Annotated in this window: 22 protein-coding genes; 15 read left to right on the top strand and 7 right to left on the bottom strand. The window is 61.9% G+C overall.

Annotated elements, in window-relative coordinates; genetic code table 11:
* Positions 1–77 precede the first annotated feature (77 nt).
* On the bottom strand, positions 78–821 hold the full coding sequence (locus tag HW452_RS07140) for a helix-turn-helix domain-containing protein (RefSeq protein WP_224105402.1): 744 nt from the start codon (positions 819–821) through the stop codon (positions 78–80).
* A gap of 137 nt (positions 822–958) precedes the next feature.
* Here HW452_RS07140 and HW452_RS07135 point away from each other — a divergent pair, with 137 nt between their 5' ends.
* Positions 959–4441, top strand: coding sequence for an acyl-[ACP]--phospholipid O-acyltransferase (locus HW452_RS07135; protein ID WP_224105401.1), 3483 nt, complete (start codon positions 959–961; stop codon positions 4439–4441).
* A 192-nt stretch (positions 4442–4633) separates the two neighbouring features.
* Positions 4634–5233: a nitroreductase family protein gene (locus tag HW452_RS07130; protein WP_224105400.1), complete on the top strand. Its 600-nt coding sequence runs from the start codon at positions 4634–4636 to the stop codon at positions 5231–5233.
* A 71-nt stretch (positions 5234–5304) separates the two neighbouring features.
* On the opposite strand, the gene HW452_RS07125 is transcribed toward HW452_RS07130, so the two are convergent.
* Entirely contained in the window at positions 5305–7236 is a 1932-nt protein-coding gene (locus HW452_RS07125) for a mechanosensitive ion channel family protein (RefSeq protein ID WP_224105399.1), read from the bottom strand.
* Positions 7237–7537: 301 nt separating this feature from the next.
* On the opposite strand from HW452_RS07125, the gene HW452_RS07120 reads away from it, so the two are divergent.
* The 3 genes from HW452_RS07120 to HW452_RS07110 are packed head-to-tail and all read left to right on the top strand — an operon-like array spanning position 7538 to position 10739.
* On the top strand, positions 7538–7756 hold the full coding sequence (locus tag HW452_RS07120) for a DUF1656 domain-containing protein (protein ID WP_224105398.1): 219 nt from the start codon (positions 7538–7540) through the stop codon (positions 7754–7756).
* A 37-nt stretch (positions 7757–7793) separates the two neighbouring features.
* Positions 7794–8666: an efflux RND transporter periplasmic adaptor subunit gene (locus tag HW452_RS07115; RefSeq protein WP_224105397.1), complete on the top strand. Its 873-nt coding sequence runs from the start codon at positions 7794–7796 to the stop codon at positions 8664–8666.
* 3 nt (positions 8667–8669) lie between these two features.
* Positions 8670–10739 (top strand): FUSC family protein, encoded by a 2070-nt coding sequence (locus HW452_RS07110; protein WP_224105396.1) that lies wholly within the window; start codon positions 8670–8672, stop codon positions 10737–10739.
* Positions 10740–10770: 31 nt separating this feature from the next.
* Here the strand turns inward: HW452_RS07110 and HW452_RS07105 are convergent, their stop codons facing one another.
* Genes HW452_RS07105 through HW452_RS07090 form a run of 4 tightly spaced genes read right to left on the bottom strand, consistent with a single transcriptional unit; the run spans position 10771 to position 14775 of the window.
* Entirely contained in the window at positions 10771–11946 is a 1176-nt protein-coding gene (locus tag HW452_RS07105; protein WP_224105395.1) for a mandelate racemase/muconate lactonizing enzyme family protein, read from the bottom strand.
* A 17-nt stretch (positions 11947–11963) separates the two neighbouring features.
* Positions 11964–13235: a TRAP transporter large permease gene (locus HW452_RS07100; RefSeq protein ID WP_224105394.1), complete on the bottom strand. Its 1272-nt coding sequence runs from the start codon at positions 13233–13235 to the stop codon at positions 11964–11966.
* Positions 13232–13810, bottom strand: a complete 579-nt coding sequence (locus HW452_RS07095) for a TRAP transporter small permease (RefSeq protein ID WP_224105393.1) — start codon at positions 13808–13810, stop codon at positions 13232–13234. Before HW452_RS07095 ends, HW452_RS07100 begins: the two co-directional genes overlap by 4 nt.
* A complete protein-coding gene (locus HW452_RS07090) occupies positions 13810–14775 on the bottom strand; it encodes a sialic acid TRAP transporter substrate-binding protein SiaP (protein WP_224105392.1) in 966 nt (321 codons plus the stop codon). The genes HW452_RS07095 and HW452_RS07090 overlap by 1 nt, the downstream gene beginning before the upstream one ends.
* A gap of 83 nt (positions 14776–14858) precedes the next feature.
* Between HW452_RS07090 and HW452_RS07085 the strand changes: the two genes are divergently transcribed.
* Positions 14859–15617, top strand: a complete 759-nt coding sequence (locus HW452_RS07085) for a FadR/GntR family transcriptional regulator (protein WP_224105391.1) — start codon at positions 14859–14861, stop codon at positions 15615–15617.
* Between the two features lie 17 nt (positions 15618–15634).
* On the opposite strand, the gene HW452_RS07080 is transcribed toward HW452_RS07085, so the two are convergent.
* On the bottom strand, positions 15635–16387 hold the full coding sequence (locus tag HW452_RS07080) for an ion transporter (protein ID WP_263433573.1): 753 nt from the start codon (positions 16385–16387) through the stop codon (positions 15635–15637).
* A 263-nt stretch (positions 16388–16650) separates the two neighbouring features.
* Here HW452_RS07080 and HW452_RS07075 point away from each other — a divergent pair, with 263 nt between their 5' ends.
* The 9 genes from HW452_RS07075 (at position 16651) to HW452_RS07040 (ending at position 25441) form a co-directional block, all read left to right on the top strand.
* Positions 16651–17079, top strand: coding sequence for a DUF2231 domain-containing protein (locus HW452_RS07075; RefSeq protein ID WP_224105390.1), 429 nt, complete (start codon positions 16651–16653; stop codon positions 17077–17079).
* Positions 17076–18440: a PQQ-dependent sugar dehydrogenase gene (locus tag HW452_RS07070; protein WP_224105389.1), complete on the top strand. Its 1365-nt coding sequence runs from the start codon at positions 17076–17078 to the stop codon at positions 18438–18440. Before HW452_RS07075 ends, HW452_RS07070 begins: the two co-directional genes overlap by 4 nt.
* An 83-nt stretch (positions 18441–18523) precedes the next feature.
* The gene (locus HW452_RS07065) at positions 18524–19036 is read left to right on the top strand and encodes a hypothetical protein (protein WP_224105388.1); all 513 of its coding nucleotides are present in this window, start codon (positions 18524–18526) and stop codon (positions 19034–19036) included.
* 304 nt (positions 19037–19340) lie between these two features.
* Complete coding sequence (locus HW452_RS07060; RefSeq protein ID WP_317986326.1) at positions 19341–21062, top strand: TonB-dependent siderophore receptor; 1722 nt, start codon at positions 19341–19343, stop codon at positions 21060–21062.
* On the top strand, positions 21053–21466 hold the full coding sequence (locus HW452_RS17565) for a TonB-dependent receptor domain-containing protein (RefSeq protein ID WP_317986325.1): 414 nt from the start codon (positions 21053–21055) through the stop codon (positions 21464–21466). The genes HW452_RS07060 and HW452_RS17565 overlap by 10 nt, the downstream gene beginning before the upstream one ends.
* A gap of 85 nt (positions 21467–21551) precedes the next feature.
* Positions 21552–22538 carry an iron-siderophore ABC transporter substrate-binding protein gene (locus HW452_RS07055; protein ID WP_224105387.1) on the top strand — a complete coding sequence of 329 codons (987 nt, stop codon included), beginning with the start codon at positions 21552–21554 and terminating at the stop codon, positions 22536–22538.
* Complete coding sequence (locus HW452_RS07050) at positions 22504–23577, top strand: FecCD family ABC transporter permease (RefSeq protein ID WP_224105386.1); 1074 nt, start codon at positions 22504–22506, stop codon at positions 23575–23577. Before HW452_RS07055 ends, HW452_RS07050 begins: the two co-directional genes overlap by 35 nt.
* Positions 23574–24629, top strand: coding sequence for a FecCD family ABC transporter permease (locus HW452_RS07045; RefSeq protein ID WP_224105385.1), 1056 nt, complete (start codon positions 23574–23576; stop codon positions 24627–24629). The genes HW452_RS07050 and HW452_RS07045 overlap by 4 nt, the downstream gene beginning before the upstream one ends.
* Entirely contained in the window at positions 24626–25441 is an 816-nt protein-coding gene (locus tag HW452_RS07040; RefSeq protein ID WP_224105384.1) for an ABC transporter ATP-binding protein, read from the top strand. The genes HW452_RS07045 and HW452_RS07040 overlap by 4 nt, the downstream gene beginning before the upstream one ends.
* Positions 25442–25494: the final 53 nt, after the last annotated feature.

The following is a 25494-nucleotide window of genomic DNA, read 5'->3' as shown; positions in this document are numbered from 1 at the left end:
GATAACGGTAAAGGCCTGTTCCACGGGCCGGGCCAGAGCGTACTAAAACACACACGCCCCCACTACCCTTCATTGCGTTATTTTTGCGGCGGCCGCGCGTAATCCTTGAACAGGCCATGTTGCCACTGGCGCACGGCCAGTACGGAAGTAGTACCAAAGCGCTGGGTGATGGGCAGCGCGCTTTCCCGCTCGCATAGCTCGTGAAACTCCTTGGCCAGGCGCTGCATGATCTGCTGCCACTCATCGTTGCCCGCTCGGGAGAGCAGGCCATTGAGCACCAGCAGCTTTTCGCTTTGGCTGTCAAAACGCGAGCGAAAGAACTCGTTGGCAATATACTGTTGGAAGAACTGCTGTATGGGCCCGCCAGGGCGCCAGCGGAAATTGGGCGCCACCCGCCGCCGAATCCGGTTGCCGGGCAACAGCTCGATCAGCGCCAGCCGCTCGAGCTTCAACAGCTGACGGGTACACTCGGCTTCGCTTAACCGGTACTGGCGGTGAATATCGGCAAAGCTGTAGCCGTTGAGTACGCATACCGCGACCAGAAACAGCTCATGATCGTCGGCGATGCTCTGCTCCTGGGCCTGTGTAAGCTCCTGCAGGCGCCGCTCGTCGGTCTGCATGGTCTGGACGAGTTCGGCAAATTCGATGTCGAGCCGCTCACAAATGCGTTCAAGGCGTGCTAGCGTGATATGACGCTCGGCAAACATGCGCTTTACCGAGGCTTCGCTTAGCCCAAGCCATTGGGCCACATCGGCATAGGTGTAGCCCTGAGCGCGAAGCTGGCGTTTCAGGGCAGCGAGCAGCGAGCCGGTTTGAGACACAGTGACCTCCTGGCTAAAGTATCCTATAACGATACTTTACCGCACGGATAACGCAACTTGTCTTGCGAAGGTTGCGCGAAATGCAGCCTTCACGGAAAGTCCTTCTGACTTCAAGACAACCACAAGGCTGACGACTCATGCAACGACTGCTCCGTACGCCGGGCGCCTGGCCCTATCTGATCGCCATTTTCCTCAACGCCTTCGTTGACCTGGGCCACAAGATCGTCATTCAAAACACGATTTTCAAGAGCTACGAGGGCACCACGCAGATCGTGCTGACCGCGCTGGTGAACGCCCTGATTCTCTTGCCGTTCATTCTGCTGTTCACCCCCGCGGGGCACGCGGCCAATGCCTACCCCAAGGTGCGCATCCTGCGTCTTTCCGCCTGGGCGGCGGTCGGCGTCTCGCTGGGTATTACCCTTGCCTACTATCAGGGGCTGTTCTGGCTGGCATTTGCCATGACGCTGCTGCTGGCTGTGCAGTCGGCATTCTACTCGCCCGCCAAGTACGGCCTGGTCAAGGGGCTGTTTGGCAAACCGCGCCTGGCCGAGGCCAACGGGCTTATCCAGGCAGTCACCATCGGCGCCATCCTGGCGGGAACGGTCGTCTTTACCGCGCTGTTCGAGCACTGGGTCATCTCGTTCGAACAGACGCCGGGCCAGATGCTTGGCCACATCGCTCCGCTTGGCTGGCTGCTGGTGGCCAATAGCCTCGTGCAGGCGCTCTTGCTGTATCGCCTGCCGCTGGACCAGGCGGCCACGACCCGGCAACCGCTTGCCTGGAAGCACTATTGGCGCGGCCAGACCGCTCGCAGGAACCTGGGTATCGTGGCTCGCCAGCCGGTGCTCCGCCTGTCGATCATTGGCCTGGCCACCTTCTGGTCGGTGGGCCAGGTGCTGCTCGCGGCATTTCCGGCCTATGCCAAGGCTACGTTGAACATCGACAATACGCTGGTCTTGCAAGGCATTCTGGCCGCCAGCGGTGTGGGAATCGCGCTGGGCTCGATGCTGGCCAGCAAGTTCTCGCGCAATCGCATTGAAACCGGGCTGATCCCGGTAGGCGCGCTGGGCGTGGCCGTGGGCCTTGGATGCTTGCCGCTGTTTTCCACGCCGCTGACCCAGGCACTCAATTTTGTATTTATCGGCCTGATGGGCGGGCTGTTCATCGTCCCCTTGAACGCCTTGATTCAGTTTCACGCCGCCGAGCGGGAGCTGGGTACCGTACTGGCCGCCAACAACTGGGTGCAGAACCTGGCCATGCTGGGCTTTTTGATCGTGACGGCGCTTTTCGCCCTTGCCGGTGCCGACAGCCGCTACCTGCTGGCCCTGATTGCGGCAGTGGCGCTGGTGGGCGGCGCCTACACCGTGATCAAGCTGCCTCAGAGCCTGGTGCGCTTTCTGCTCAGCTTCCTGCTCACCCGCCACTATCGGGTGGATGTCCACGGGCTCGAGAACCTGCCTTCCCAAGGGGGTGTGCTGCTGCTGGGCAACCACATCAGTTGGGTGGACTGGGCCATGGTGCAGATCGCAAGCCCCCGCCCGGTACGCTTTGTGATGCTCAAGAGCGTCTATGAGCGCTGGTACCTGCGCGGTTTTTTCAAGGCGCTGGGCTGTATCCCCATCGAACGCGGCGAAAACGCACGCCAGGCGCTTGAAGCCGTGGCCGAGCAGCTCAATGCGGGGGAAGTGGTGTGCCTGTTTCCCGAAGGCGCGATCAGTCGTACCGGCCAGTTGGGCGAGTTTCGCAACGGCTACCGGCGTGCCTGTGAAATGGCCAATCCGGATGTCAAGATCGTGCCGTTCTATCTGCGCGGCCTGTGGGGCAGCCAGTTTTCACGCTCCTCGAGCAAGCTGAAGGCGCTGCGCAATGCGCCGCTGCACCGCTCGGTCATCGTCGCCTTTGGCGAGCCGCTGCCCAAGGAGACACCGGCGGACGTTCTCAAACGGCGCATCTTCGAACAGGCCACGCGCTCCTGGCAGCACGCCATGGATGATTTGCAAACCCTGCCCGATGCATGGATCAAGAGCGTCAAGCGCCGCCCTGGGGAGCTGGCCCTGGCCGACTCGCTCAGCCGCCCGCTCAAGGCCGGTACGGCGCTTGCCGCCAGCCTGCTGATGGCCCGGCGAATCCGCAAGCTCAGCCCGGCGCAGAACGTCGGTCTGCTGCTACCGACCAGCAGTGCCGGCGTGCTTGCCAATATGGCGACACTGCTGGCGGGCAAGACAGTGGTCAACCTCAACTACACCGCCAGCCAGGAGGCACTGGCATCGGCCCTCTCCCAGGCCGAAATCAGCACCGTCTTCACCTCTCAGCGTTTTGTTGAAAAGCTTGCCCAGCGCGGGCTGGCAGTAGACGCCCTGTTGGCCAATCATCACGTGGTCTACCTGGAAACCCTGCAGGCCTCGATTGGCCGTGCCGAGCAATTGGCCATGTGGCTGGCCGTGCGCCTGCTGCCTACAGGAGTACTGCGCCGCTGCTTCAGCCATTCGCATCGTGGCGAGGCTACCGCGGCCATCCTGTTCTCCAGCGGCAGCGAAGGGGCGCCCAAGGGCGTCATGCTGAGTCACCACAACCTGATGGCCAATATCAAGCAGACCTCCGATGCGCTGAATACCGAGCACGACGATGTCATGATGGCGTCGCTGCCGCTGTTCCACGCCTTCGGGCTGACGGTGACCCAATTCCTGCCGCTCATCGAGGGTCTGCCGCTGGTGTGTCACCCGGACCCCACCGACGCCACCGGCATTGCCAAGGCCATTGCCAAGCACCGCGCGACGATCATGTGCGGTACGTCAAGCTTCCTGCGCCTGTTCACGCGCAGCCCCAAGGTTCACCCACTCATGCTGGACAGCCTGCGCGTGGTAGTGGCCGGGGCAGAGAAAGTCGATGACAGCGTACGCGACGCCTTCCAGAGAAAATTCCACAAGCTGATCTTCGAAGGCTATGGCGCCACCGAGACGGCGCCGGTGGCGGCGGTCAACCTGCCGGATGCCCTGGATATCAACTATCTGCAGGTACAGCGGGGCGCCAAGGTAGGCAGCGTCGGCATGCCGCTCCCCGGCACCAGCGTCAAGATCGTCGACCCGGAAAGCTTTGAGGAACTCGCCACCCATGAAGCCGGCATGGTGCTGATCAGCGGCCCTCAGGTCATGCAGGGCTACCTGGGCGATGACGCACGGACACACAGCGCGCTGCGCGAATTCAACGGCCAGCGCTGGTATGTCACGGGTGACAAGGGGTATCTGGATGACGACGGCTTTTTGACCATTGTCGACCGCTACTCGCGGTTTGCCAAGATTGGCGGCGAAATGGTGGGCCTGGCCTCGGTAGAACAGGCAGTGAAAGCCACGCTGCCAGACCCGGATACCCCGGTCATGGCCGTCAACGTGCCCGATGCCATCAAGGGCGAGCGTATCGTGCTGCTGTCCGAAACCCCGCTGGATACCCAGGCAACGCGCACGGCCATGCTGGAAAACGGCGCCTCGCCGATGATGGTGCCAAGCCACTGGTTCAGCGTTGAAGCGCTGCCCAGCCTGGGCTCAGGCAAACCTGATATTGCCGGGGCCAAGCGCCTGGCCCAGATGAAGCTTGCCGAAAGTACTGCGCCATCCGCGTCATGATAAAAATGGCGCTCTTGAAGCGCCATTTTGCTGGCCGTTTTCAGCAAAACTTGAGGCATGGAGACAAGGATTTTTTTTCACTTGAAACGCTGACATTTCTCCATGGTTTCCTTGCCCAAAGTAGTTTAGATTTTGCATCAATCCTGAGAGTCACTTTCTTCAGGGGTGATACCAACTATCGAGGAGGCGCTTGTGCCGAACTCCGCTATCAATATCTACAAGCAACGCCGTAGCCAGTACGTCATTGGCAAGGATCTTCCAATCAGTTCGACGGTGGTAACCGCGCTTATCAAGGAAGCAGTCAGACAGGCGCCGTCCTCTTTCAACTCGCAAAGCTCGCGGGCAGTGATCCTGTTCAACGACCAGCATGAGGCGTTCTGGCAACTGGTGATGGACACTTTGCGCAAGATCGTCCCGGCCGACGCTTTCGCCGCCACCGAGCAGAAGATCAACAGCTTCGCCGCCGGTGCTGGCACCGTGCTGTTTTTCGAAGATCAGGACGTGATCAAGGGACTGCAGGAACAATTCCCGCTCTACGCCGACAACTTCCCCGTCTGGTCAGAGCATTCGACCGGCATCGCCCAGTTTGCGGTGTGGACAGCACTCTCCGAGTCGGATATCGGCGCCAGCCTGCAGCACTACAACCCGATCATCGATGAAGCGGTCTTCCAGACCTGGGATCTGCCGGCGTCCTGGAAACTGCGCGCCCAGATGCCGTTCGGCTCTCACGAAGCGCCGATTGGCGAGAAGAGCTTCATGGACGACGAAGAGCGCTTCCGCGTTTTCTCTTGAGGCCCTGTTGAGGCCAGCACCGCACGCCAGCACTGTCTGACGCGGCGGGCAGCGGTGCAAACCTCGGCGGCTCAGCGGTTGGATGACGTGTCGTCATCGTCATCCGCCCGTTCGGGCTCGGCTTCTTGATCGTCGGTACTTGATGTTTTGCGCGCCTCGTCGTCGGCTTTCCCGCCGTCGTCGGGGCGCGTTTCCTTGGAGTGTTCGCTGTCTGAATGCTCGCTGTCTGCGTCATCCGAGTCCGCATCTTCCGAGTCCGTGTCTTCCGAGTCCGTGTCTTTCGATTTCGTGTCTTCCGAAGCCCTGGTGGTTTTGGGATTGTTCGTCCCATGGCCTTTAGCAACATCGCGATGGCTGATCACCATGACCTCGCGTGGCCACCACTCGGGATAATGGTCGCGAATGAACGCCATCAGCTTTTCGCGGACGTTCATTTCCGCCGCCCAGCCGGAAAGCGGGTCAGAGGTCATCAGGTAGCCGGTAACCGTTTGGGCATGGGCAGTCTGCCCGGTGACGTAAAGAAGCAGCTTGTGGTGCTCGACCACGCAGTCCTCCTGCTTGGCATACTCCAGAAACTTTTCCCGAATAAGCGACACATCCGCGCTCAGATGCACGATCAGTTCGAGGCTTCGATACATCTTGGCGCTTTTCACCGAGAGGTTTTCAAAGGGCTTGGAGGTGAAGTACGTCACCGGCACGACCAGGCGCCGGTCGTCCCATACCCTCAACCGGATAAACGTGTAGAAGATGCCTTCCACATAGCACCACTGGCCTTCGAATATCACCAGATCGCCGATCCGGATAGGCTTGGCCAGCGAGAGCTGAAAAGACGCCAGGATATTCCCCAGCACCGCCTGCCCCGCGATACCCACGAGCACGGCCAGTACGCTGGCCGAGGCCATGATCGACAGGCCCAGGGTTTCAAAGAGCTGGATCTGGCTGAGCACATAGACCGACACGCCAATGACCGTCAGCAGGATAATGCCGCGGCGCAGCGCATACAGCGTGGTCAGCAGCTTGCGCTCGTCCTTGGGCTTGGTGTCGTCGATTTCCCCCACCAGCCGGCGCGTCATGCGCAGCATGATGGTATCGACCAGACGCAAGGCGATCGTCCCCACCCCCCAGGCCATGATGGCAATCAGCACGACACGAAACGTCGTCGTGGCCACCGCCGAGAAGGACACGACATAATCCAGCAGCGTCTGCGTTACCAGCGACATGACGATCAGCGCCACCGGCCCCTTGATCCGGGCCGTGAAGATACTTCGCGCACCGGAAGGCACCACCTTCGCCACCAGCCCGACAAGGCTGTATACCGTCCATCCGATAAAGGAGATGAGCAGCACGAATACCGGAATGGCGATCCACTCCCAGAGGTTGAGCATGCCAAACGAGACCTTCAGGCGCTCGGGAATGTAAGACTCCAGCATGGAAGGCCCATACTCGTCATACAGCAGTGGAATGGCGGAGACGCTGTCCGGCATGACCAGCCAGATAGGATCATCATCCGCTACCCGGTAACGACCCAGGCGAATATCGTAGGCCTGACCTTCCGCCTCGAGCGATGCCACCTGGATATCACGACGCGGCTCGCCGGCCCGCGGGTCCTGGCCTGAAGGGTCTTCGATCGCCGCATCCTGGCGCCCGGAAAGATTCGAGGCATTCAGCCACTCGCCCCGCCGAAGCACCTCGGCAAGCTGCCTGGCAAGCTCTGTCCCCTGCTCCTGCTGCTCGCTGCTGGAAAAAGCGGAAAGATTGAGTACGTGCGCGGCGGCGGCGAACTCCTCGTCATCCGTCAGTTCCAGAAAGTTGCGCAGCGTTTCACGCGGCGTCGAGAGGCTCATGTCATCGGGCGCGGCGCCCAACCCTTCGTTGATCGAATCGACCGTGAACCAGCGAGTGTCATCGCTCTCTTCATCCTGAGCCTGCGCCAGGCTCAGGCTGGCAAAGCCGAGCACTAACGCGAAGACAATCCTCCAACATCGAGCACTGATTACGTTCATCATCCTGTATCCATATCCCTATAGTGCATTGTCAAGATACGCCACGTCCTCTGCGCATGCTCTCCGGGCTAGCCGTCTGTTTCTTTTCAACTCGCCAAAAGTGGCCCGGCCAAGGAAAAGACACAGTACAGCCTACCGCCACCAAGGACGCAAGGCGCAAAACCTGTCCGCCCGCATCGCATCCAGACGCTGGCTATCAGGGTAAACTGATGGGCAGCTGTGCCGGTCAAAAAACCTGACCATTTGAAAGATAACCGGCTACCCTTGTTTTTATTGTTACTAACGGCCACTTAGGAGCGTCATGGGCCTTCAGGAAATTACGTTCGGGGGCATTTTTCTCAGCCCGCTGCTGATCTTTGCCCTGCTTGGCTTCATCGCCACGCTGGTCATTCGCACGTTGCTGCACTGGCTTTTAGGGCAGCATACGCTGTGGTACGCCGCCTGGTTCGACCTGTCGCTGTTCGTCATCCTCACAGCGGGCATTACCTTCATGTTCACCATCGTGCTCGCGGGTTCTTGAATCAGCCTTTGAAAACGCCCTTAAGAGAGAACTTCAGATGCGTCATTCGCTTCGTATCCTGCTAACTCTGGTCATTGTCGCGATTGCCATTGCCGCCGGTATCTGGCTATGGCGCTACTACCTCTATACTCCCTGGACGCGGGATGCTCGCGTACATGCCGACGTCGTCACCATCGCCCCGGACGTTTCCGGCTGGGTGCGCACCCTCAACGTGGCAGATACCGACTACGTCGCTCAGGGCGACACGCTGTTTGAAATCGACGATGCGCGCTATCAGGCGGCGGTAGACAAGGCCCAGGCCACGGTGGGACATCGCCAGGCGACGCTGGAACTCAACCGCGCCGAAGAGGGCCGGCGCAACCAGTTGAGCAGCAATCGGGCGATCAGCGCCGAGGACCAGCAGATCGCCCAGGTCAATTCGCGCATTGCCGCCGCCGACCTGCAGCAGGCCGAGGCTGACCTGGCCAGCGCCCAGCTTGACCTGGAGCGCACCCAGGTTACTGCCCCCGTGAGCGGCCACGTGCTCAACGTGCAGTTTGCCGCCGGCAACTATGTCAATCGCGGCACCTCGGTACTGGCGCTGATCGCCGATAACTCCTACTACGTGGTGGGCTATTTCGAGGAAACCAAGATGGCCACGATCAGCGTCGGCGACCCGGTGGATGTCGTGCTGATGAACGGCGATACGCACTTGAACGGCCACGTGGCGGGCATTGGCCGGGGCATCGCCGACAGCAACACCAGCCTGAACCAGCAGTTGCTGCCTCAGGTAGCGCCTACCTTCAACTGGGTACGCCTGGCACAGCGCATTCCGGTGCGCATCGCGCTGGATGACCTGCCGAATGACACCCTGCTCAGCGTGGGCATGACGGCCACGGTACGCGTGCGCCCCGCCGCGCAACCCGAGTAAGCCATGCCGCCGCTCGTTCAAACCTACCTCATGCCCAGCGCCACGGCGGTCAAGTTTGCCATCAAGACCACCCTGGCGATGATGCTCGCGCTCTATGTAGCGCTCTGGTTTGATCTGGAGCGCCCCTACTGGGCGCTGATGTCCGCCGCCTTCCTGCAGGTTCGCCCGATGAGCGGCATGGTGATCGAAAAAGGTATCTGCCAGCTGGGCGGCACCTTTATCGGCGCCGTGGCGGGCATCGTCATCATGGCGCTGTTCGCTCAGGCTCGCATACCGGCGCTGATTACCCTGACGCTGTGGATCATGCTGTGTACCTACGTGGGTTCGCTGTGGCGCAACAACTACACCTACGGCTGCCTGATGGCGGCGGTAACCGCGATGCTGATCGTGGTGATCTCCAGCAACAGCACCCCGGCCGGCATTTTCGAGATTGCCGCCGCACGCCTTTCAGAGCTGGGGCTGGGGGCCATTTGCGCCATGCTGGTCAGCTCGCTGTTATGGCCAAGCCGGGTCGGCACCCACCTGGCGACCCAAGCCGACACGGTGATCAACCAGGCGTTCGAACACGCCGCCCTGCGCCTTGAAGCCAGCGACGATATTCCCGCCATGCAGGCGGCACTGCGCGAAAGCCTGGGCCCTTTGACGCTGCTGGAAACCGACAGCCAGGCGGCCCGTTTTGAAGGCCCCGAAGGCCCCGGCCGGGTGCGCGCCACTCACGTACTCACCCGACGCACGCTGCGCTTTTTTGCCAATCTCCAGGCGCTGCACCAGCTGATGCACGACCACGCCGACCGGCTCGACCCGCAGAGCCTCACGCTTGCCTGCCAGGTAGCCCAGGGCTTTCGCGAGGCAGAACATGTCAAAGGTGTAGCGGACGCCCGCAAGGCGCTTCAGGCGCTGCGCCACCAGGTGCACGAGTGTGATGATCAAGGCGCGCCCGCCCCGCTCGACCGGCGGCTGCGCCTGGGGCTGCGCGAATCCATCGGCCACGCCATGGTCATGCTCGATGCCCGCGAGGCGATTGCCTCCCCGGCCAGCCACACGCTTCGCTCAGCGCCACTGGCCTGGCACCGTGACCGCTTGAGCGCCAGCATCAACGGCCTGCGCGCGGGTATCGTGTTCGGCGTGCTGGCCGTGTTCTGGATCGTGACCGCCTGGCAAAGCGCCATGATTGCCATGATGCTCGGCACGCTGTTCTCGGCGTTCTTTGCCAGCCGTGAAAACCCGGTTGCCATCACCATGATGTTCTACAAGGGCATGCTGGCGGCCATTCCCAGCGCGTTTCTGTTTGGCCATGTGCTGCTTTCCCAGGCCCACGGCTTTCCCCTGCTGGCGATGATCTTCGGCGCGCCGCTGTTTCTGGGGCTACTGGGGGCCACCAGCCCGGCCACCATGGGCTACTGCCTTGCCTTTGCCATCTTCAACATTCTGCTGACCATGCCCGGCAACGGCATGGATTTTTCCTTCGACAGCTTTGCCAATCGGGTAGTCGCCGTCGTGATCGGGCTGACCTGCGTGGTGATGGGCTTTCGCCTGCTGCCCGGGCCCGGCGTACGGCTTCGGCGGCGGCGCCTGATCAAGGCAATTTCCAAGGATATTCACATGCTACGCAAACGCTCGATTCGCGCCGCCGACACCCGCTTCAGCGGCCATATGGCCGACCGGCTGCTGCAACTCGCCCAGCACGACGACATGCTGCCCGATGAACAGCGCCACCTGTTCATTCTGGGCCTGACCGGGCTGGACCTTGGCACCGCCATTCTACGCCTGCGCGACCGCCTGGACGATGCCTCTCACCCGCTTGTCCAGCGCGCCCATCAGCAACTGCTGCGCACCCTGGCCGAAGGCTTCGAGCAGAGCGCCAACGGCCAGATGCCCCAGGGCATTCACGCAGCGGGCCAGCAGCTGGATGAAGCCATCAAGGCCCATGGCAACGTCCCCGCCGACCGTCGGGTCCTGCTGGAAGGCCTGATCGAGCGCCTTGAGCTGGCGCTTGAGCGCCTGGCACGCATCATGGCAGAGCGCCCCAATCGCGTACCGGAAAAGGCAGCTAAAACCCAGGCCTTGTCGTGAAGGCAATCCCGGTGCGCAAGCGCTTACTTACCTAGATATCTACCTTGAGCGCTTCAAGCCGCTCTTCATCGATCTCGATACCCAGCCCCGGGGCGCGTGGCAATGCGAGGCGGCCTTGGTCGAGGCTTAAAGGTGAGGTCAACAGCGCTTCGCGCAGAGGGTTGTTTGCCGATACGTCAAACTCGACCCAGGTCGGCGTATGGTGGCGGTCGGGGTGTGGGTGCGGCGGCAGCGCGGCGGCGAAGTGGGCGGCGGCCATGATGCCTACCGCGCTCCCCCATACGTGGGGCGAGACTCTCAAGCCGTTCAACTGAGCCATATCGGCAATGCGCAGCGCTTCCACGTAACCGCCACACAGGTTGAGGTCCGGCATCAGCACATCGACACCGCCGGTGGCGGCCAGCTCGCGAAACTCGACCGCATTGACCGAGGCTTCCCCCGCCGCAATACGCCCCTCGCGGCGCGACGCCAGGCGGCGGAAGCCGGGAAGGTCTTCCGGCGCTACCGGCTCCTCGATCCAGTAAGGGCGCAGCGGTGCCAGGGCGGCCATGGACTCCAGGGCGATATCCGCCGTGTAGGCGCCGTTGATATCCGCCATGATGGCCACGTCGTCGCCCAGAATACGCCGGGCGCTCTGCATGCGCTCGATATCGCTTTGGATGCCGTGGCCAATCTTGATCTTGTAGCCGTCGAACTGCCCCGCCACGCGCTCGAGCTGCGCTTCCAGCGGCAGTGCCGCCGGCTCATGGAAATAGCCACCAGAGGCGTAGACCTGAATTGATGCCTGCTCCTCCCCGCCCAGAAGCCGGTAAATCGGCAGCCCCAGGAGCTTGCCGATGCCGTCATGAAGCGCAATATCCAGCCCGCTTATCGCTGCGGCAAGCTGGCTCTGGGCGCGCACGTGGTAGAGCACGTTGGTCATTCGCCGCCAGATCACTCGATGGTCGAAGGCGCTCTGCCCCACGTAGGCCTCGCGCAGAATATCCAGATAGGCAAGCGTGGTCTTGGGCGGCCCGTAGCATTCGCCAATACCGATAATGCCGGTGGCAAAGCGCACGAACACCAGGGTAGCCATACGCGCATGGCCAATTTCCCGCGCGCTGCCGTAGCCGCCGTCTGCCGGGAGGTAGCTGCCGATGGGTACCATGTCGATAGCCTCGATGATCGCATCGTGGGCAACAGAACGGTCATTGTGCAGATGATTCATGCAACTAAGTCTCCAGGCTAGATCAGGCTAGGCAGCCATAGCGTCAACGCGGGAATAAAGGTGATCAACAAAAGCGACACTAAAAGCGCGGCGATAAAGGGCAGCGTTGCCTTGACCGCTCGCGGAAACGAGATATCGCCAACACGGGCCAGAATAAACAGCACCAACCCCACCGGCGGCGTCAAAAGCCCGATCATCAGGTTCAGTACCATGATGATGCCGAACTGAACAGGGTCGACCCCGGCCTGTACGGCCAGCGGCAGCAGTACGGGCGTCAGGATGGTGATCGCGGCCACGGTTTCCATGAAGCAGCCAACGATCAGCAGAATCAGGTTGATCAGCAGCAGAATGACAATCGGGTTGTCGGCAACCGCCATGACCGCCCCGGCAAAGGCCGTCGGCACGCCTTCACGGGTGAGAATCCAGGCAAAGATCGAAGAGGCGGCCACGATCAGGAGTACCACCGAAGTCATTTCGATGGTTTCACGAAACACCGCCATGATCTGGCGCCAGCCGGCGCTGCGGTACACAAGCGTCGCCAGTACCAGCACGTAGGCCACCGCCGCAATGGCGCTTTCGGTGGGCGTAAAGATGCCCAGCACGATCCCGCCCACGATGATCACCGGAATCATCAGCGACAACGACGCGTGCATGAGCGATGACAGCAGACACGCCACCGAGAAGCGCTCGCCGATCGGATAGCCGCGCCGGTGGGAAATGACCGCCACCATCAGCATCAGCATCGCCGCAATCAAAAGGCCAGGCACAATGCCGGCAATGAACAGCTGGCCAATCGAGGCCGAGGCCACCACCCCGTACACCACCAGCGGCAGCGACGGCGGAATGATCGGCCCCACCGTCGAAGAGGCGCCAGTAATCCCCACGGCAAAATCGACGTCATAGCCCTGGTCGCGCATCGCCTTGATTTCAACGGCACCCAGCCCGCCGGCATCGGCAATGGCCGCGCCGGACATGCCGGCGAAGATGACCGAGGCGCCAACGTTGACGTGCCCCAGACCACCGCGGGTCCATCCGACGATCGAATTCGCAAAGCGGAAGATGCGCTCGGTCACGCCGCATACGTTCATCAGGTTGCCCGCCAGAATGAAGAACGGCACCGCCAGTAGCGGGAAGCTATCCACCCCGCCTACCATGCGCTGAATCAGGATAATGTCCGGAATCTTGCCCGAGACGAGCAGGTAAACCAGCGACGACCCGGCCAGCGCCACTGCAACAGGTGCGCCCACCAACAGCAGACACCCCAGCGCCACAAACAGCAGAATGATCATCCCCCCTCCTTGCCGCGCCAACAGGCAATGCCCTGGCGCGCCATACGAAATGCCATTGCCGCACAGGCCACGGCGATCACGGTGTAAAGCCACCCCTTGGAGATCGGCAGCGTGCTCATGCTGGAATTCCACACCCGCTGCCCTACCTGCCAGGCAAGCCAGGCCACGTAGCCAAAGAACGCGGCGCTCAGCAGGTTATTGAACCCGCGCAGCCAGCGCTTGGCCCTGGCGGGCAGCATCAGTTCGAGAATCTCGACGTTGATATGCGCGCCTCGCGAGGCAGCCCCCGCCGCGCCGATGAACACCAGCAGCACCAGCAGCATGCGGGCGCCCTCTTCGGTCCAGCCAATCGAGTGGTTGAACGCGTAGCGCGACAGAAACTGCGCAAACACCACACCACCCAGCAGGATCATGACGCCAAGCGCTATGTGGTCTTCGAGAACCCACTTCGGCGCCGGCGTAGTGTCACTCGCGGTGGGCGATAACCCGGATTCATCCCCGGCCGCACTTTCACGGCCGGGAGATACCGACATCGACGTCATCGCATCCCGACGCGTGTCTTTATCGGTTTGCATTACTCGATCGCCTCCAGGCGTTGGTATTGATCGGCGCTCCAGCCCACGTTCTCGCCAGTCAGGCTCGGCCTGACCTTTTCAGCGAACGCATCACGGTCCACTTCGTGCACTTCGGTACCCTGCTCCTGGAACCAGGACACCAGATCGAGCTCCTGCTGGTGAATATCCTGGCTGCCCTGCTCGGCCGCTTTCTGAAAGACACTGCGGAACAGCGCCTGATCCTCTTCGGAAAGCTGCGACCAGCTATTGCCTCCCATGATGATCGGCTGGCTGTCGAAGATATGGCCGGTCAGGGAGATGTCCGACTGCACCTCTTCAAACTTCATCGCCTTGATGATGGGCAGCGGGTTTTCCTGGCCATCCACGACGCCCTGTTGCAGCGCCAGATAGACTTCCGAAAACGCGATTGGCGTCGGGTTGGCGCCCACGGCTCTGGGGAACATCAGCAGCAGAGGGGCATCCGGCACGCGGATCTTCATGCCCTGCATGTCTTCCGGCGTGAGAATCGGCTTGTTGGCCGTGACGTGGCGCTGGCCAAAATAGATCAGACCCAGCGGTACATGGCCGGTGGTGTCTTCGTAGCCTTGGGTAAGCTCCTTGAACAGATCGCTTTGGGAATAGGCGATCCAGTGGTCGAAGTCGCGGAACACGAACGGCGCGCTGCCCAGCGCAATCGGCGGGTAGGCGTTGCCCGCAAAGGCGTTGCCGGTATAGATGATATCGACCGTGCCCAGATCCAGCCCTTCGTTGAGTTCAACTTCGTTACCCAGCTGGGAAGAGGGAAACACCTCGATATGGTGGCGGCCTTCGCTGCGTTTTTCGATCTCCTCCGCCGCCCACAAGGCCCACTTATGGTGGCTGTGGCTGGCCTCGTAGATATGCCCGAAAACGAAATTATCTGCCTGAGCGAAAGGGGTGATGGAAAGTGCCAGAAGCAGCGTGGTCAGTTGATGGCGAGCGCGCATTGTTGTCTCCTTATTGAGTGCTTGAACCAACCACCTCAGTACACGCTGGCCAAACAAATTTATCAATTTGTTTGGAATCAACTTTGCAAAATAACTTCAACAAATTGTTTTTAAATAAAAAAATACCAAATAGAGAGTTTGACAACGTGACAACAAAGACAAAGGTCGAAAAGGCGAAAGACCTGTACGACGACATGCGCAACTGGATTCTTCGCGGCCAGTATCTTCGCGGGGCCCGCTTGCCTACCGAGGCGGAACTGGCAAACCGTTACGCGCTCAGCCGCAGCGCGACACGCCAGGTGATTGCCCAGTTAAAGGACGAAGGCCTGGTAGTCTCCCGCCAGGGCTCCGGACTGTTTGTCGTCGCCCGGCCCACCACCGCGCTGGATGCGCCCAACTTCGTCAACAACTTCAGCGACCTTATCGCCCTGTTTGATTTCAGAAGGCTGATTGAAACGGAATCCGCGGCGCTGGCGGCAGCAAAACGCAGCGACAGTGATATGCAGCGCCTGGAAGAGAAGAGCCGTATTCTAAGAAAAGTGCATCAAAACGGCGGGCAAGGTACCCAGGAAGATTTCGATTTTCACGTTCAGATCGCCAAGATAGCCGGCAACAAGTTTTTACTGAGCTCGGTGCTGGCCCTGCAAACCGGCGTGGTCTTCTCGGTCAAGCTGGGGCAAAAAACCTCGGATCTTCCGCGAATACTGCAGTCCAGACAGGTCACGGAAGAGCATAACGCCATCACCGACGCAATTCGTGACGCCGACATCGACAAGGCCAGAGCGGCCATGCAGCGTCATATCGAGTCATCACTTTCACGCATTCTGCACGGTGATTCGTGAACGGCGCGCCCTTCACGCTATTTTCCGCGCTTGTTCTGAAACGCGTCACTAAACGCCGCCGCCAGAATGCCGGTAGGCATGGCGATAAGTCCAATGCCCGCCACCGCGGTTATTCCGGCAGACAGCTTGCCAAGGGCGGTCACTGGGGTGACATCGCCGTAGCCGACGGTAGTAAGCGTGGCGATGCTCCACCATAACGCCCGGGGAACGCTGCCAAAGGCATCTGGCTGCGCGGCGGCTTCCACCACGTAAAGGCAGCAGGAGGAAAACAGCAGCAATAGCCCGGCCACGCCGGCGCTTAGCCACAGCTCGTGGGAGCGGGATTTCAAGGCATCGGCCAGCGCCGACCACGCCTGACTGAACCGGCCCAGGCGAGCAAGGCGCAGCATGCGCGCCAAACGCAGCAGGCGAAGTAGAAACGCGTTGTTGTGGCTTAGAAAGCCCAGGAAATAGGGCAAGATAGCAATCAGATCCACCAGCGCCCAGAAGCTGAAGATATAGCGAATCCGCCCCTTCAAGCCGCGGTAGCGCGGGTCCTCGCCGACGGCATAAAGCCGCAGGCCATACTCCACGGTGAAGAGCGCCACAAACAGCGTTTCCAGTGCCATGAAAAGCCCAGGGGTGCGATCACGAAGTGTAGGCTCGGTTTCAAGAATAGCGGTCAGCGAGGCAAGCAGAATCAGCGCGCAGATGATCCGGTTGACCACTGAAAGACCAATCTGCTCACGCGCTTCCGGTGCCAGTTGCTGGTAAAGGCGGGCTCTTTTCATGACTTGCATAATCTCTTGTAAAGCTGCGTGGCCGCCAACACCATGACGCCCCCCCATGTAATGGCTGCCCATGTTAGAGCAATCCGCGCTTTATAGTGAGCCGGCAGTGGGGCGTCATGGTCTCATGACAATCGTGCCATCAAACGGTCGGCATCGCTTGGGCAAGGCCGCTGTGCCTCAACTATACTCCGCCCGAATGCTCATGGTTTTGCAGCTTATAACGGCGCGAAACTTCGCTTACTCAGCAAGGGAGAGAGCCTGCCATGGTGGCAACTACCGATCGCACCTATCGACGTGCGCTGCATCCGATTCACGCCGTACTGCTTGCAGGAACCCTGCCGCTTTTTCTGGGCGCCCTGTTAAGCGATTACGCCTACTCCACCAGCTACCATATTCAGTGGAGCACCTTTGCTTCCTGGTTGATCGCCGGCGGCCTCGTGTTTACGGGCCTTGCCCTGCTGTGTGCGGTGATCGGCCTGATTCGCGCCCACCGACGCGGCGTGCTCAGCTGGGTCTATCTGCTGCTGTTGCTGGTCATCTGGGCACTGGGGTTCATCAATGCACTGGTTCACGCCCGCGATGCCTGGGCCATGATGCCAACCGGCCTCATCCTTTCCGTCATCGTCTGTGTACTCACCTTCGCGGCCATCGTGACTGGTTTCGCCCGCCCCACTGCCGGAGGTAAAGCATGAAGCTTTCTCGCGTTCGTTATCTCACCCCGCTTTCCCTGCTGCTGGTAGCCGGTGGCGCCAGCGCCCAGCAGCTCTACGGCCCCAACCCGGACCTGCCCGAGCCCCAGCGCGGGCTGTTGCCGGAAATGACAGTGCCCGAGCCCGCCGAGTGGGGCGACCGCATGCCTACCGTGCCTGAAGGCTACTCCATCAGCATGATTGCCTCTGACCTCAAGGTGCCACGCCAAACCATCATGCTGCCCAACGGCGATATCCTGGTGGCCGAAGGCAGCGGCGGCAACGCCCCGGCGCTGAAACCCAAGGACGTGATTGCCGGCTACATCAAGGACCAGGGCAACACCGCCGTCGAAAGCGGCGACCGCCTGACCCTGCTGCGCGATGAGAATGGCGACGGCAGCTACGAACAGATGATTTTCGCCGAAGACCTGAACGCCCCCTACGGCCTGGCGCTGGTGGACGGTAACCTCTACGTGGCCAACCAGGATGCCCTGGTGCGCTTTGACTACGAAGAGGGCCAGACCGAAGCCAGCGGCCCACCGGAAGTGATTGCCCAGTTGCCGGCCGAGATCAACCACCACTGGACCAAGGCGATGACCGCCAGTGCCGACGGTGAGTATCTTTATGTGGGTATCGGCTCGAACAGCAACATCACCGAGCGCGGCATGGAAGCAGAAATCGACCGTGCGGAAGTATGGGAAATCAACGCCGAAACCGGCGCCTACCGCCCCTACGCCACCGGCCTTCGCAACCCCACCGCCCTGGCCATTCAGCCGGATACCGACCAGCTATGGGCGGTGGTGAACGAGCGCGATGAGCTGGGTCCGGACCTCGTACCCGACTACCTCACCTCGGTTCAGGAAGGCGGCTTTTACGGCTGGCCCTACAGCTACTGGGGCCAGCACGTCGACCCGCGGGTACGTCCCCAGGACCCTGAAAAGGTCGAAGCCGCCATTGCTCCGGATTACAGCCTGGGCTCCCACGTGGCGCCGTTGGGCGTGGCTTTCTCCACCCCGGCCATGGGTGAGGAGTACGCGGAAGGCGTGTTCGTGGGTGAGCACGGCAGCTGGAACCGCACCGACCCGGTCGGCTACAAGGTAAGCTTCATTCCGTTCAGCAACGGCCAGATTTCCGACGGCGACCCGATCGATTTCGTCACCGGGTTTCTGACCGATGACGACCGCGCACTGGGCCGCCCGGTCGGCGTGACCGTCGACCCACAAGGCGCGCTGATCATCGCCGACGACCTGACCAACGCCATCTGGCGGGTAACGCCGGATAACCCGCCGGCAGTGCAAGCCGATACTGCTGACAATGAAGCAGACGCGCCCGTCGAAGACACTGAGCAACCTTCAGACACCTGATAGGCTTACGCGCAGAACGCCGGGGGAATCGTCTCCCGGCGTTTTACGCTCTGTCGGTTTTACTGGAGAGAAAGGAGCAGCACATGATCGAAACAAAAGAAGAACTCGACGAGATCAAAAAGACCTGCCGCAGCATGGTCACCCGCAGTTCGAGCCTTTCGGCCGGGGCCGCCGTCGTGCCCGTTCCCGGCGTGGATGTCGGGTCGGACGTGGCCATCCTGTTGCGGCTGATCCCCAAGATCAACGAGAAGTTTGGCCTGACGCCGGAGCAGATCGACAGCCTGGACACGGAATCCAAGATCATGGTGATGACCGCCATCTCGAACGTGGGCAGCAAGATGGCCGGCAAGTACATCACCAAGAAGCTGATCGTCATGCTGCTGCAGAAGATGAGCGGCAAGATAGCGGCCAAGAACGTCACCAAGTACGTGCCGTTCATCGGCAGCGCCGTGGCGGGCGGTATCAGCTTTACCGCGATGAAGTACATGGGCAACAGCCATATCGATGACTGCTATGACATCGCTCTGGCCGCCATCGAAAGCAAGCAGCTCCCTTCGGCAGTTACACCTGCGTCCAAGCCTTCAGCGCTTGAGTAGCCCGCCTGCCTGCAGGTCAACCGCTAGCGCTGTTTCCCAGCCCTTCGCCTTTGCCGCTCGCCCACCCAGGGAGCGGCCTTGCCATTACCCCAGCCATAAACACTAAACGTTCTCAAGCGCATTTACATTTAAGAATCACTTTTATATGATCCTTGGCTATCAATATGCATAAAACTGCCAATTAGCGCGAGCTCAGCGCACCTCAAGGGATCTTATGAAAACGTCACCACATCATGTCTTGAACATGGCGCGCCACGCTGCGCCTGACCATGCGGTTGTTAGCGGCTCTCTCTTGGTACGGTGCGTGACGCTGACCGCCCTGGCCTCGGCCTGCGTGCTTGCATCAGGCAGCGCCTTGGCACAAACCACTGATTCTCGCGCCCAGACGCTGGAAACAGTGACCGTTACCGGCACCAACCTGTACGACAACATCGGCTATACCCGGCGCAGCACCAGTGCCGGCACCGGCCTTACGCTGACCCAGAAAGAGCTGCCTCAGGCGATCAGCATCGTCACCGAGCAGCGCATCCGCGACCAGAACCTGGACTCCATCGAAGAGGTGCTGCGCAACACGACCGGCATCTCGGCGCGCAATATCGATAGCGAGCGCGTCAGCTTTGAATCGCGCGGCTTTCGCATCAACAGCTTCCAGTACGACGGCATCCCCACGCTCAACCGCGATGGCCGCTGGTACTTCGGCGAAGGCCGCCTGAATACGGCCATTTATGACCGGGTCGAGGTGATTCGCGGCGCCAACGGCCTCGTGACCGGCTCGGGCAATCCCGGCGCCTCGGTCAACTTCGTGCGCAAGCGCGCCGACAGCCGTGAGTTCACGGGTTCCGTCTCCGGCACCCTGGGCAGCTGGGACAAGCGCGGCACCACCGTGGACCTCTCCACGCCGCTTTCCGCCTCCGGCGACGTGCGCGGGCGCTTTATCGGCGGTTACGAGGAAGGTGGCGCCCATCTGGATCGCGAAGACAAACGCCGCACCTTCGGCTACGGCGTGATCAATGCCGATGTGACCGACGCCACCACGCTCTCGCTGGGTTTTGATTACCAGGACAGCCACACCTCCTCGCCCACCTGGGGCGGCCTGCCGCTATGGTTCAGCGACGGCACGCCGACCAACTACTCGCGCTCGTTCAGCGTCGCGCCGGACTGGTCCTACTACGATTTCGAGTCCGAAAAGGTGTTTGCCGAAATCAGCCACCAGTTCGACAACGGCTGGCAGGCGCGCCTCGTGGGCACCCATGAAGAGACCGACATGGACGGCAAGCTGGCCTACCCCTACGTGGAAGGCGCCTTGCCCGACCGCGCGGATGGCAGCGGCGTGTTCTTCTATACCGGCTGGAACCGCGGGCACCGCGAGGTCGACTCCGTGGATGCCCAGGCAAGCGGGCCGTTCGAACTCGCCGGACGCGAGCATGAGCTGGTCATCGGCGCAAGCTACAGCGACCAGAGCAACGACTACGAGAACACCTTCATCGATGGCTTCCAAGTCGATGACTTCAACCATTGGAACGGCGCGGCCCCCAACGAAGGCTGGGCGCCCTTTACTCCCTCGGAAGCCTCCAGCACGCGGCAAAAGGCGGTGTACTCCGCCGCCCGCTTCTCGCTTGCCGACCCGCTGACGCTGATTGCCGGCGCACGCTATACCGAGTGGAACGGCATGACCGAGTTCCGCCGCCTGGATCGCCAGAGCCAGTATGAAGTCACGCCCTACGGCGGCCTGGTATTCGATTTCAACGACACCTACTCGGCCTTTGCCAGCTACACCGAAATCTTCGAGCCGCAGGATTATCTCGATATCAACGGCCGCTATCTGGACCCGGTAGTAGGCAAGAGCTACGAGACCGGCCTGAAAGCCGCCTGGTTCGACGGTCTGTTGAACGGCTCTTTCTCGATCTTCCGCATCGAGCAGGATAACGTCGCGGCAGCCCTGCCCTGCCGGGCGCGCCAGGCCAGACCGAAACGCTGTATACCGCCGCCGAAGGCATCAAAAGCGAAGGCTTCGAAGTGGAGCTGAGCGGCGCGGTCACCGACGACCTGGACATGACCGTCGGCTACTCCCACTTCACCGCCAAGACCGATGACGAGACGCTCAACATCAACCAGCCGCGCTCGCTGTTCAACCTGTTTGCAAGCTACAGCGTGCCCCAGCACCGCGCGCTGACGCTGGGCGGCGGGGTCAACTGGCAAAGCAGCCTGTTTGCCAACAACTTGACTACTCCAGCCGGCCTCCCCAGCGAGTTCGAGCAGAGCGACTACACACTGGTCAACCTGTTCGGGCGCTATCAGTTCACACCTGAACTCAGCCTGCAGGTCAACGTCAAGAACCTGCTGGACGAGAAGTACTACAGCAACGTGAATGGCTACGGTGTGTACGGCGAGCCAGCCAGCATCTCATCGACCCTGCGCTATGAATTCTGACACCAGGCGCTGGAATCGCTGACAAGACCGCCTCCCTTCGGCATTGGCCAGAGGGAGGCGCTCACTTCTTGAACGGGAGAACACGATGACCTGGCTGCCTGATCGTAAAACGCTCTGCCATACCGCGCTTGCCGCCCTCTGCCTTGCGCCGCCCCTGGCCGGCGCGCAGCAATTTCCGCTGGAAATCGAACACGCGCTTGGCACCACGGTCGTGGCTGAAAAGCCCGAGCGTATCGCGACCGTCGCCTGGGCCAATCATGAAGTACCGCTGGCACTGGGCGTGGTGCCGGTGGGTTTTGCCGCCGCCAATTTTGGCGATGAAAACGGCAATGGGCTGCTGCCTTGGGTAAACGCCCAGCTGGAAGCGCTTGGCACCACCGCCCCGCCGTTGTTCGATGAAGGTGACGGGATCGATTTTGAAGCCGTGGCCGCAAGCCAGCCGGATGTGATTCTGGCCGCCTACTCAGGCCTCAGCCAATCCGACTACGCTACCTTGAGCCAGATTGCCCCGATAGTGGCCTACCCACAAGGCCCCTGGGCCACGGATTGGCGCGACATGATTCGCCTGAACAGCACCGGCATGGGCATGGCGGAAGAGGGGCAGGCGCTGATCGAGGATATCGAAGCGCAGATTGCCGACACCGCCGACAACCACCCCGAGCTTGCGGGCAAGACCGCCATGTTCGTCACTCACCTCGACCCCACCAACCTGGGGCGTATTGCGTTTTATACCGACAACGACGCACGGGTTCGCTTTTTCCACGATCTAGGCCTGGTGTCGCCCGAGGTGGTCAAGCAGAACTCCACGCCGGGCAAGTTCTCCGGCGAGATCAGCGCCGAGCTGATCGATGAACTCGACGATGTGGATATTCTGGTCACCTACGGCGGCCAGGCGTTGATCGATCAGCTCAATGCACACCCGCTGACTTCCCGGCTGCCGGTGGTAGAGCGCGGCGCGATCGTGCTGCTCGGCAATACACCGCTGGGCACGGCGGCCAACCCCACGCCCATGTCGATTTCCTGGCTGCTGGACGATTATGCCGACCTACTCTCCGAAGCTGCACGTCAGTAACCGCAGCACAGCGTTTACTGGCGCAGCCATTGCCGCCCTTAAACAACACGCCGCGCGCCGGATGGCGGGCGGCGCAGTGCTGCTGGGGCTTCTGGCCCTGGCCGCCATGCTCTCCGTGGCGCTGGGTGCACGTAGCGTAGGCTGGGCGGAAATTACCGCGGCGCTGAGCGGTCAGGTGGACACCATGGGCGATGCCGCTGTGGCCAGCCGCCTGCCGCGCACGCTGCTGGCCATGCTGGCCGGGGCCGCACTCGGGGTTTCCGGCGGTGTGATGCAGGGGCTGACCCGCAACCCCTTGGCCGACCCCGGGCTTCTGGGTGTCAATGCCGGGGCAGCGCTTGCCGTGGTGATAGGCATTGCCTGGTTGGGTATCGACGAGCCGCAACACTATATCTGGACCGCCATTGCCGGCGCGGCGGTGGCGGCCTGCGCGGTTTACGCCATTGCAAGCCTGGGCCGGGGCGGCGCCACGCCGCTGCGCCTGGCCCTGGCGGGGGCGGCGATCACCGCCGCCCTCAGTTCGCTTACGACCGCCGTGGTACTGCCCCGGGGCGATATCGGCGGGCTGGTGCAGTCCTGGATGGTAGGCGGCGTAGGCGGCGCCACCTATGACCAGCTGCTGCCGGTACTGCCGTTTCTGGCAACCGGGTTGGTGATCAGCCTGCTCGCCGCACGCAAGCTCAACATGCTGGCCCTTGGCGACGACACCGCCGCCGGGCTGGGGGAAAAGGTCGCCACGGCCCGCGCCCTGTCGGCGGTAGGTGCTGTGCTTTTGTGCGGGCCGGTGACCGCCGTGTGTGGCCCGATTGGCTTTGTGGGGCTGGTCGTGCCCCACGCCTGCCGCCTGCTGGCCGGTAGCGACTACCGCTGGCTGCTGCCTTTCTCCGCGCTGGGCGGCGCGGTGCTGCTCACGTTTTCCGATGTCGCAGGCCGCCTGGTAGCCCATCCTGCCGAGCTGGATGTAGGCATCGTCACCGCCTTTATCGGTGCGCCGGTCTTTATCTGGATCGTGCGTAACCGCAAGGTCGGCTCGCTGTGAATACCTCCTCCTCCCCCTCTTCCTCCGGCGCAGCAGCCAGCTTCCGCCAGATACGCCGGGCAAATGCCCGACGCCGCGCCAGGATGATCTTCGTGCTCATGGCCTGCCTGATGGCGGGGGCCGCGCTTACCCTGATGCTCGGGCAGTCCTTCACACCGCTTACCACCGTGCTGCGCGTGCTGAGTGGGGCCGACGTGCCGGGCGTGGCCTTTACCGTGCGCGAGCTGCGCCTGCCACGAGCCGTGGTGTGCGTGCTGGTGGGCGCCTGTTTTGGCCTTGGCGGCATTGCCTTTCAGACCCTGCTGCGCAACCCGCTGGCAAGCCCGGACATCATCGGTATCAGTACCGGCGCCAGCACCGGCGCCGTGTTTGCCATCGTGGTGCTCTCGCTCAGCGGCCCGGCGGTTTCGCTGGTAGCCATTGGCGCGGGGCTGGGTGTGGCGCTATTGATCTACACGCTCTCCTGGCGCCAGGGCGTAACCGGCGCCCGGCTGATCCTGATCGGCATCGGCCTGGCCGCCATGCTGCAAAGCGTTACCGCTTACCTTCTGATGCGCGCGCCCAGCTGGACGCTGCAGGAAGCCCTGCGCTGGATCACCGGCAGCGTCAACGGTGCCCAGCTGGGCCAGGCGCTGCCGCTGTTCGCGGCCCTTTTAGTGTTCGGCGGGCTGCTGCTGAGCCGCCGCCAGGACCTGGAAACCCTGCGCATGGGCGACGACCTGGCCGCCGGGCTGGGGGTTCGCCTGGGCGTCACGCGAGTGGTAGTGATCATCACCGCCGTGGCGCTGGTGTCGTTTGCCACGGCGGTTTCCGGGCCCATTGCGTTCGTGGCGTTTCTCTCTGGCCCCATTGCCGCGCGGCTGATGGGCCGGGGCGGCTCGCTGCTGCTGCCTTCTGCCCTGGTAGGCGCCCTGCTCGTTCTCTGCGCCGACTATGCAGGCCAGTTTCTGCTGCCCGCCCGCTACCCCGTCGGTATCGTGACCGGCGTGCTGGGCGCGCCTTATCTTGTGTATCTCATCGTTCGCGACAACAAGCCCCGAGGCACCCTATGAGCGCTTGCTCACTACTCGCCCAAAACCTGCTGGCAGGCTACGGGGAACGCACCATTCTCGATGGCGTCAGCCTGAACGTACCCGCCGGCCACACCACCGCTATCGTCGGGGCCAACGCCTGCGGCAAGTCCACGCTGCTGCGCGTGCTTGCCCGCCTGCTTGCTCCCGCCAAGGGCAGCGTACTGCTCGATGATGCGGACATTCACCAGCTGCCCACCCGCCGCCTGGCCCAGCAGCTGGGCTTTCTGCCCCAGTCGCCCATCGCCCCGGAAGGCATCAGCGTGCTGGAGCTGGTCAGCCGTGGCCGCCACCCGCACCAGGGGCTATTCAAGCGCTGGAGCAAGGCAGACGAGGCGGCCGTGGCCGATGCCCTGGCCGCCACGCACATGAGCGAACTGGCCGAACGCCACGTGGACGAGCTTTCCGGCGGGCAGCGCCAGCGGGTGTGGATCGCCATGGCGCTTGCCCAGCAGACCGACGTGCTGCTACTCGATGAACCCACCACCTTTCTGGATATCAACCACCAGGTCGACGTGCTCGATCTGCTCACCGACCTCAACCGCGAACGCGGCACCACCATCGTCATGGTGCTCCACGAGTTGAACCTTGCCGCCCGCTACGCCGACCAGCTGGTGGCCATGGCGGGCGGCAAGGTATACGCCGCCGGCCCGCCGGAGCAGATTCTGACCGAGCGCATGGTACGCGACGTGTTCGGCCTGCAAAGCCGAGTGATAGAAGACCCGGTCACCGGCAAGCCGATGATGATACCGCTGGGGCGACATGGTGGCGGGAGAGCGGCTCAAAGAGGCTGATTGTCTTCAAACCCTCTTCCCAAGCCTATTGGTACGTCTTCCAAACGCAAATT

The sequence above is a fragment of the Vreelandella aquamarina genome (assembly GCF_020075495.1).
Taxonomy (GTDB): Bacteria; Pseudomonadota; Gammaproteobacteria; order Pseudomonadales; family Halomonadaceae; genus Vreelandella; species Vreelandella aquamarina_A.
Note: the sequence above shows the minus strand (reverse complement) of the source record. Positions and strands in the feature narration are given on the sequence as shown.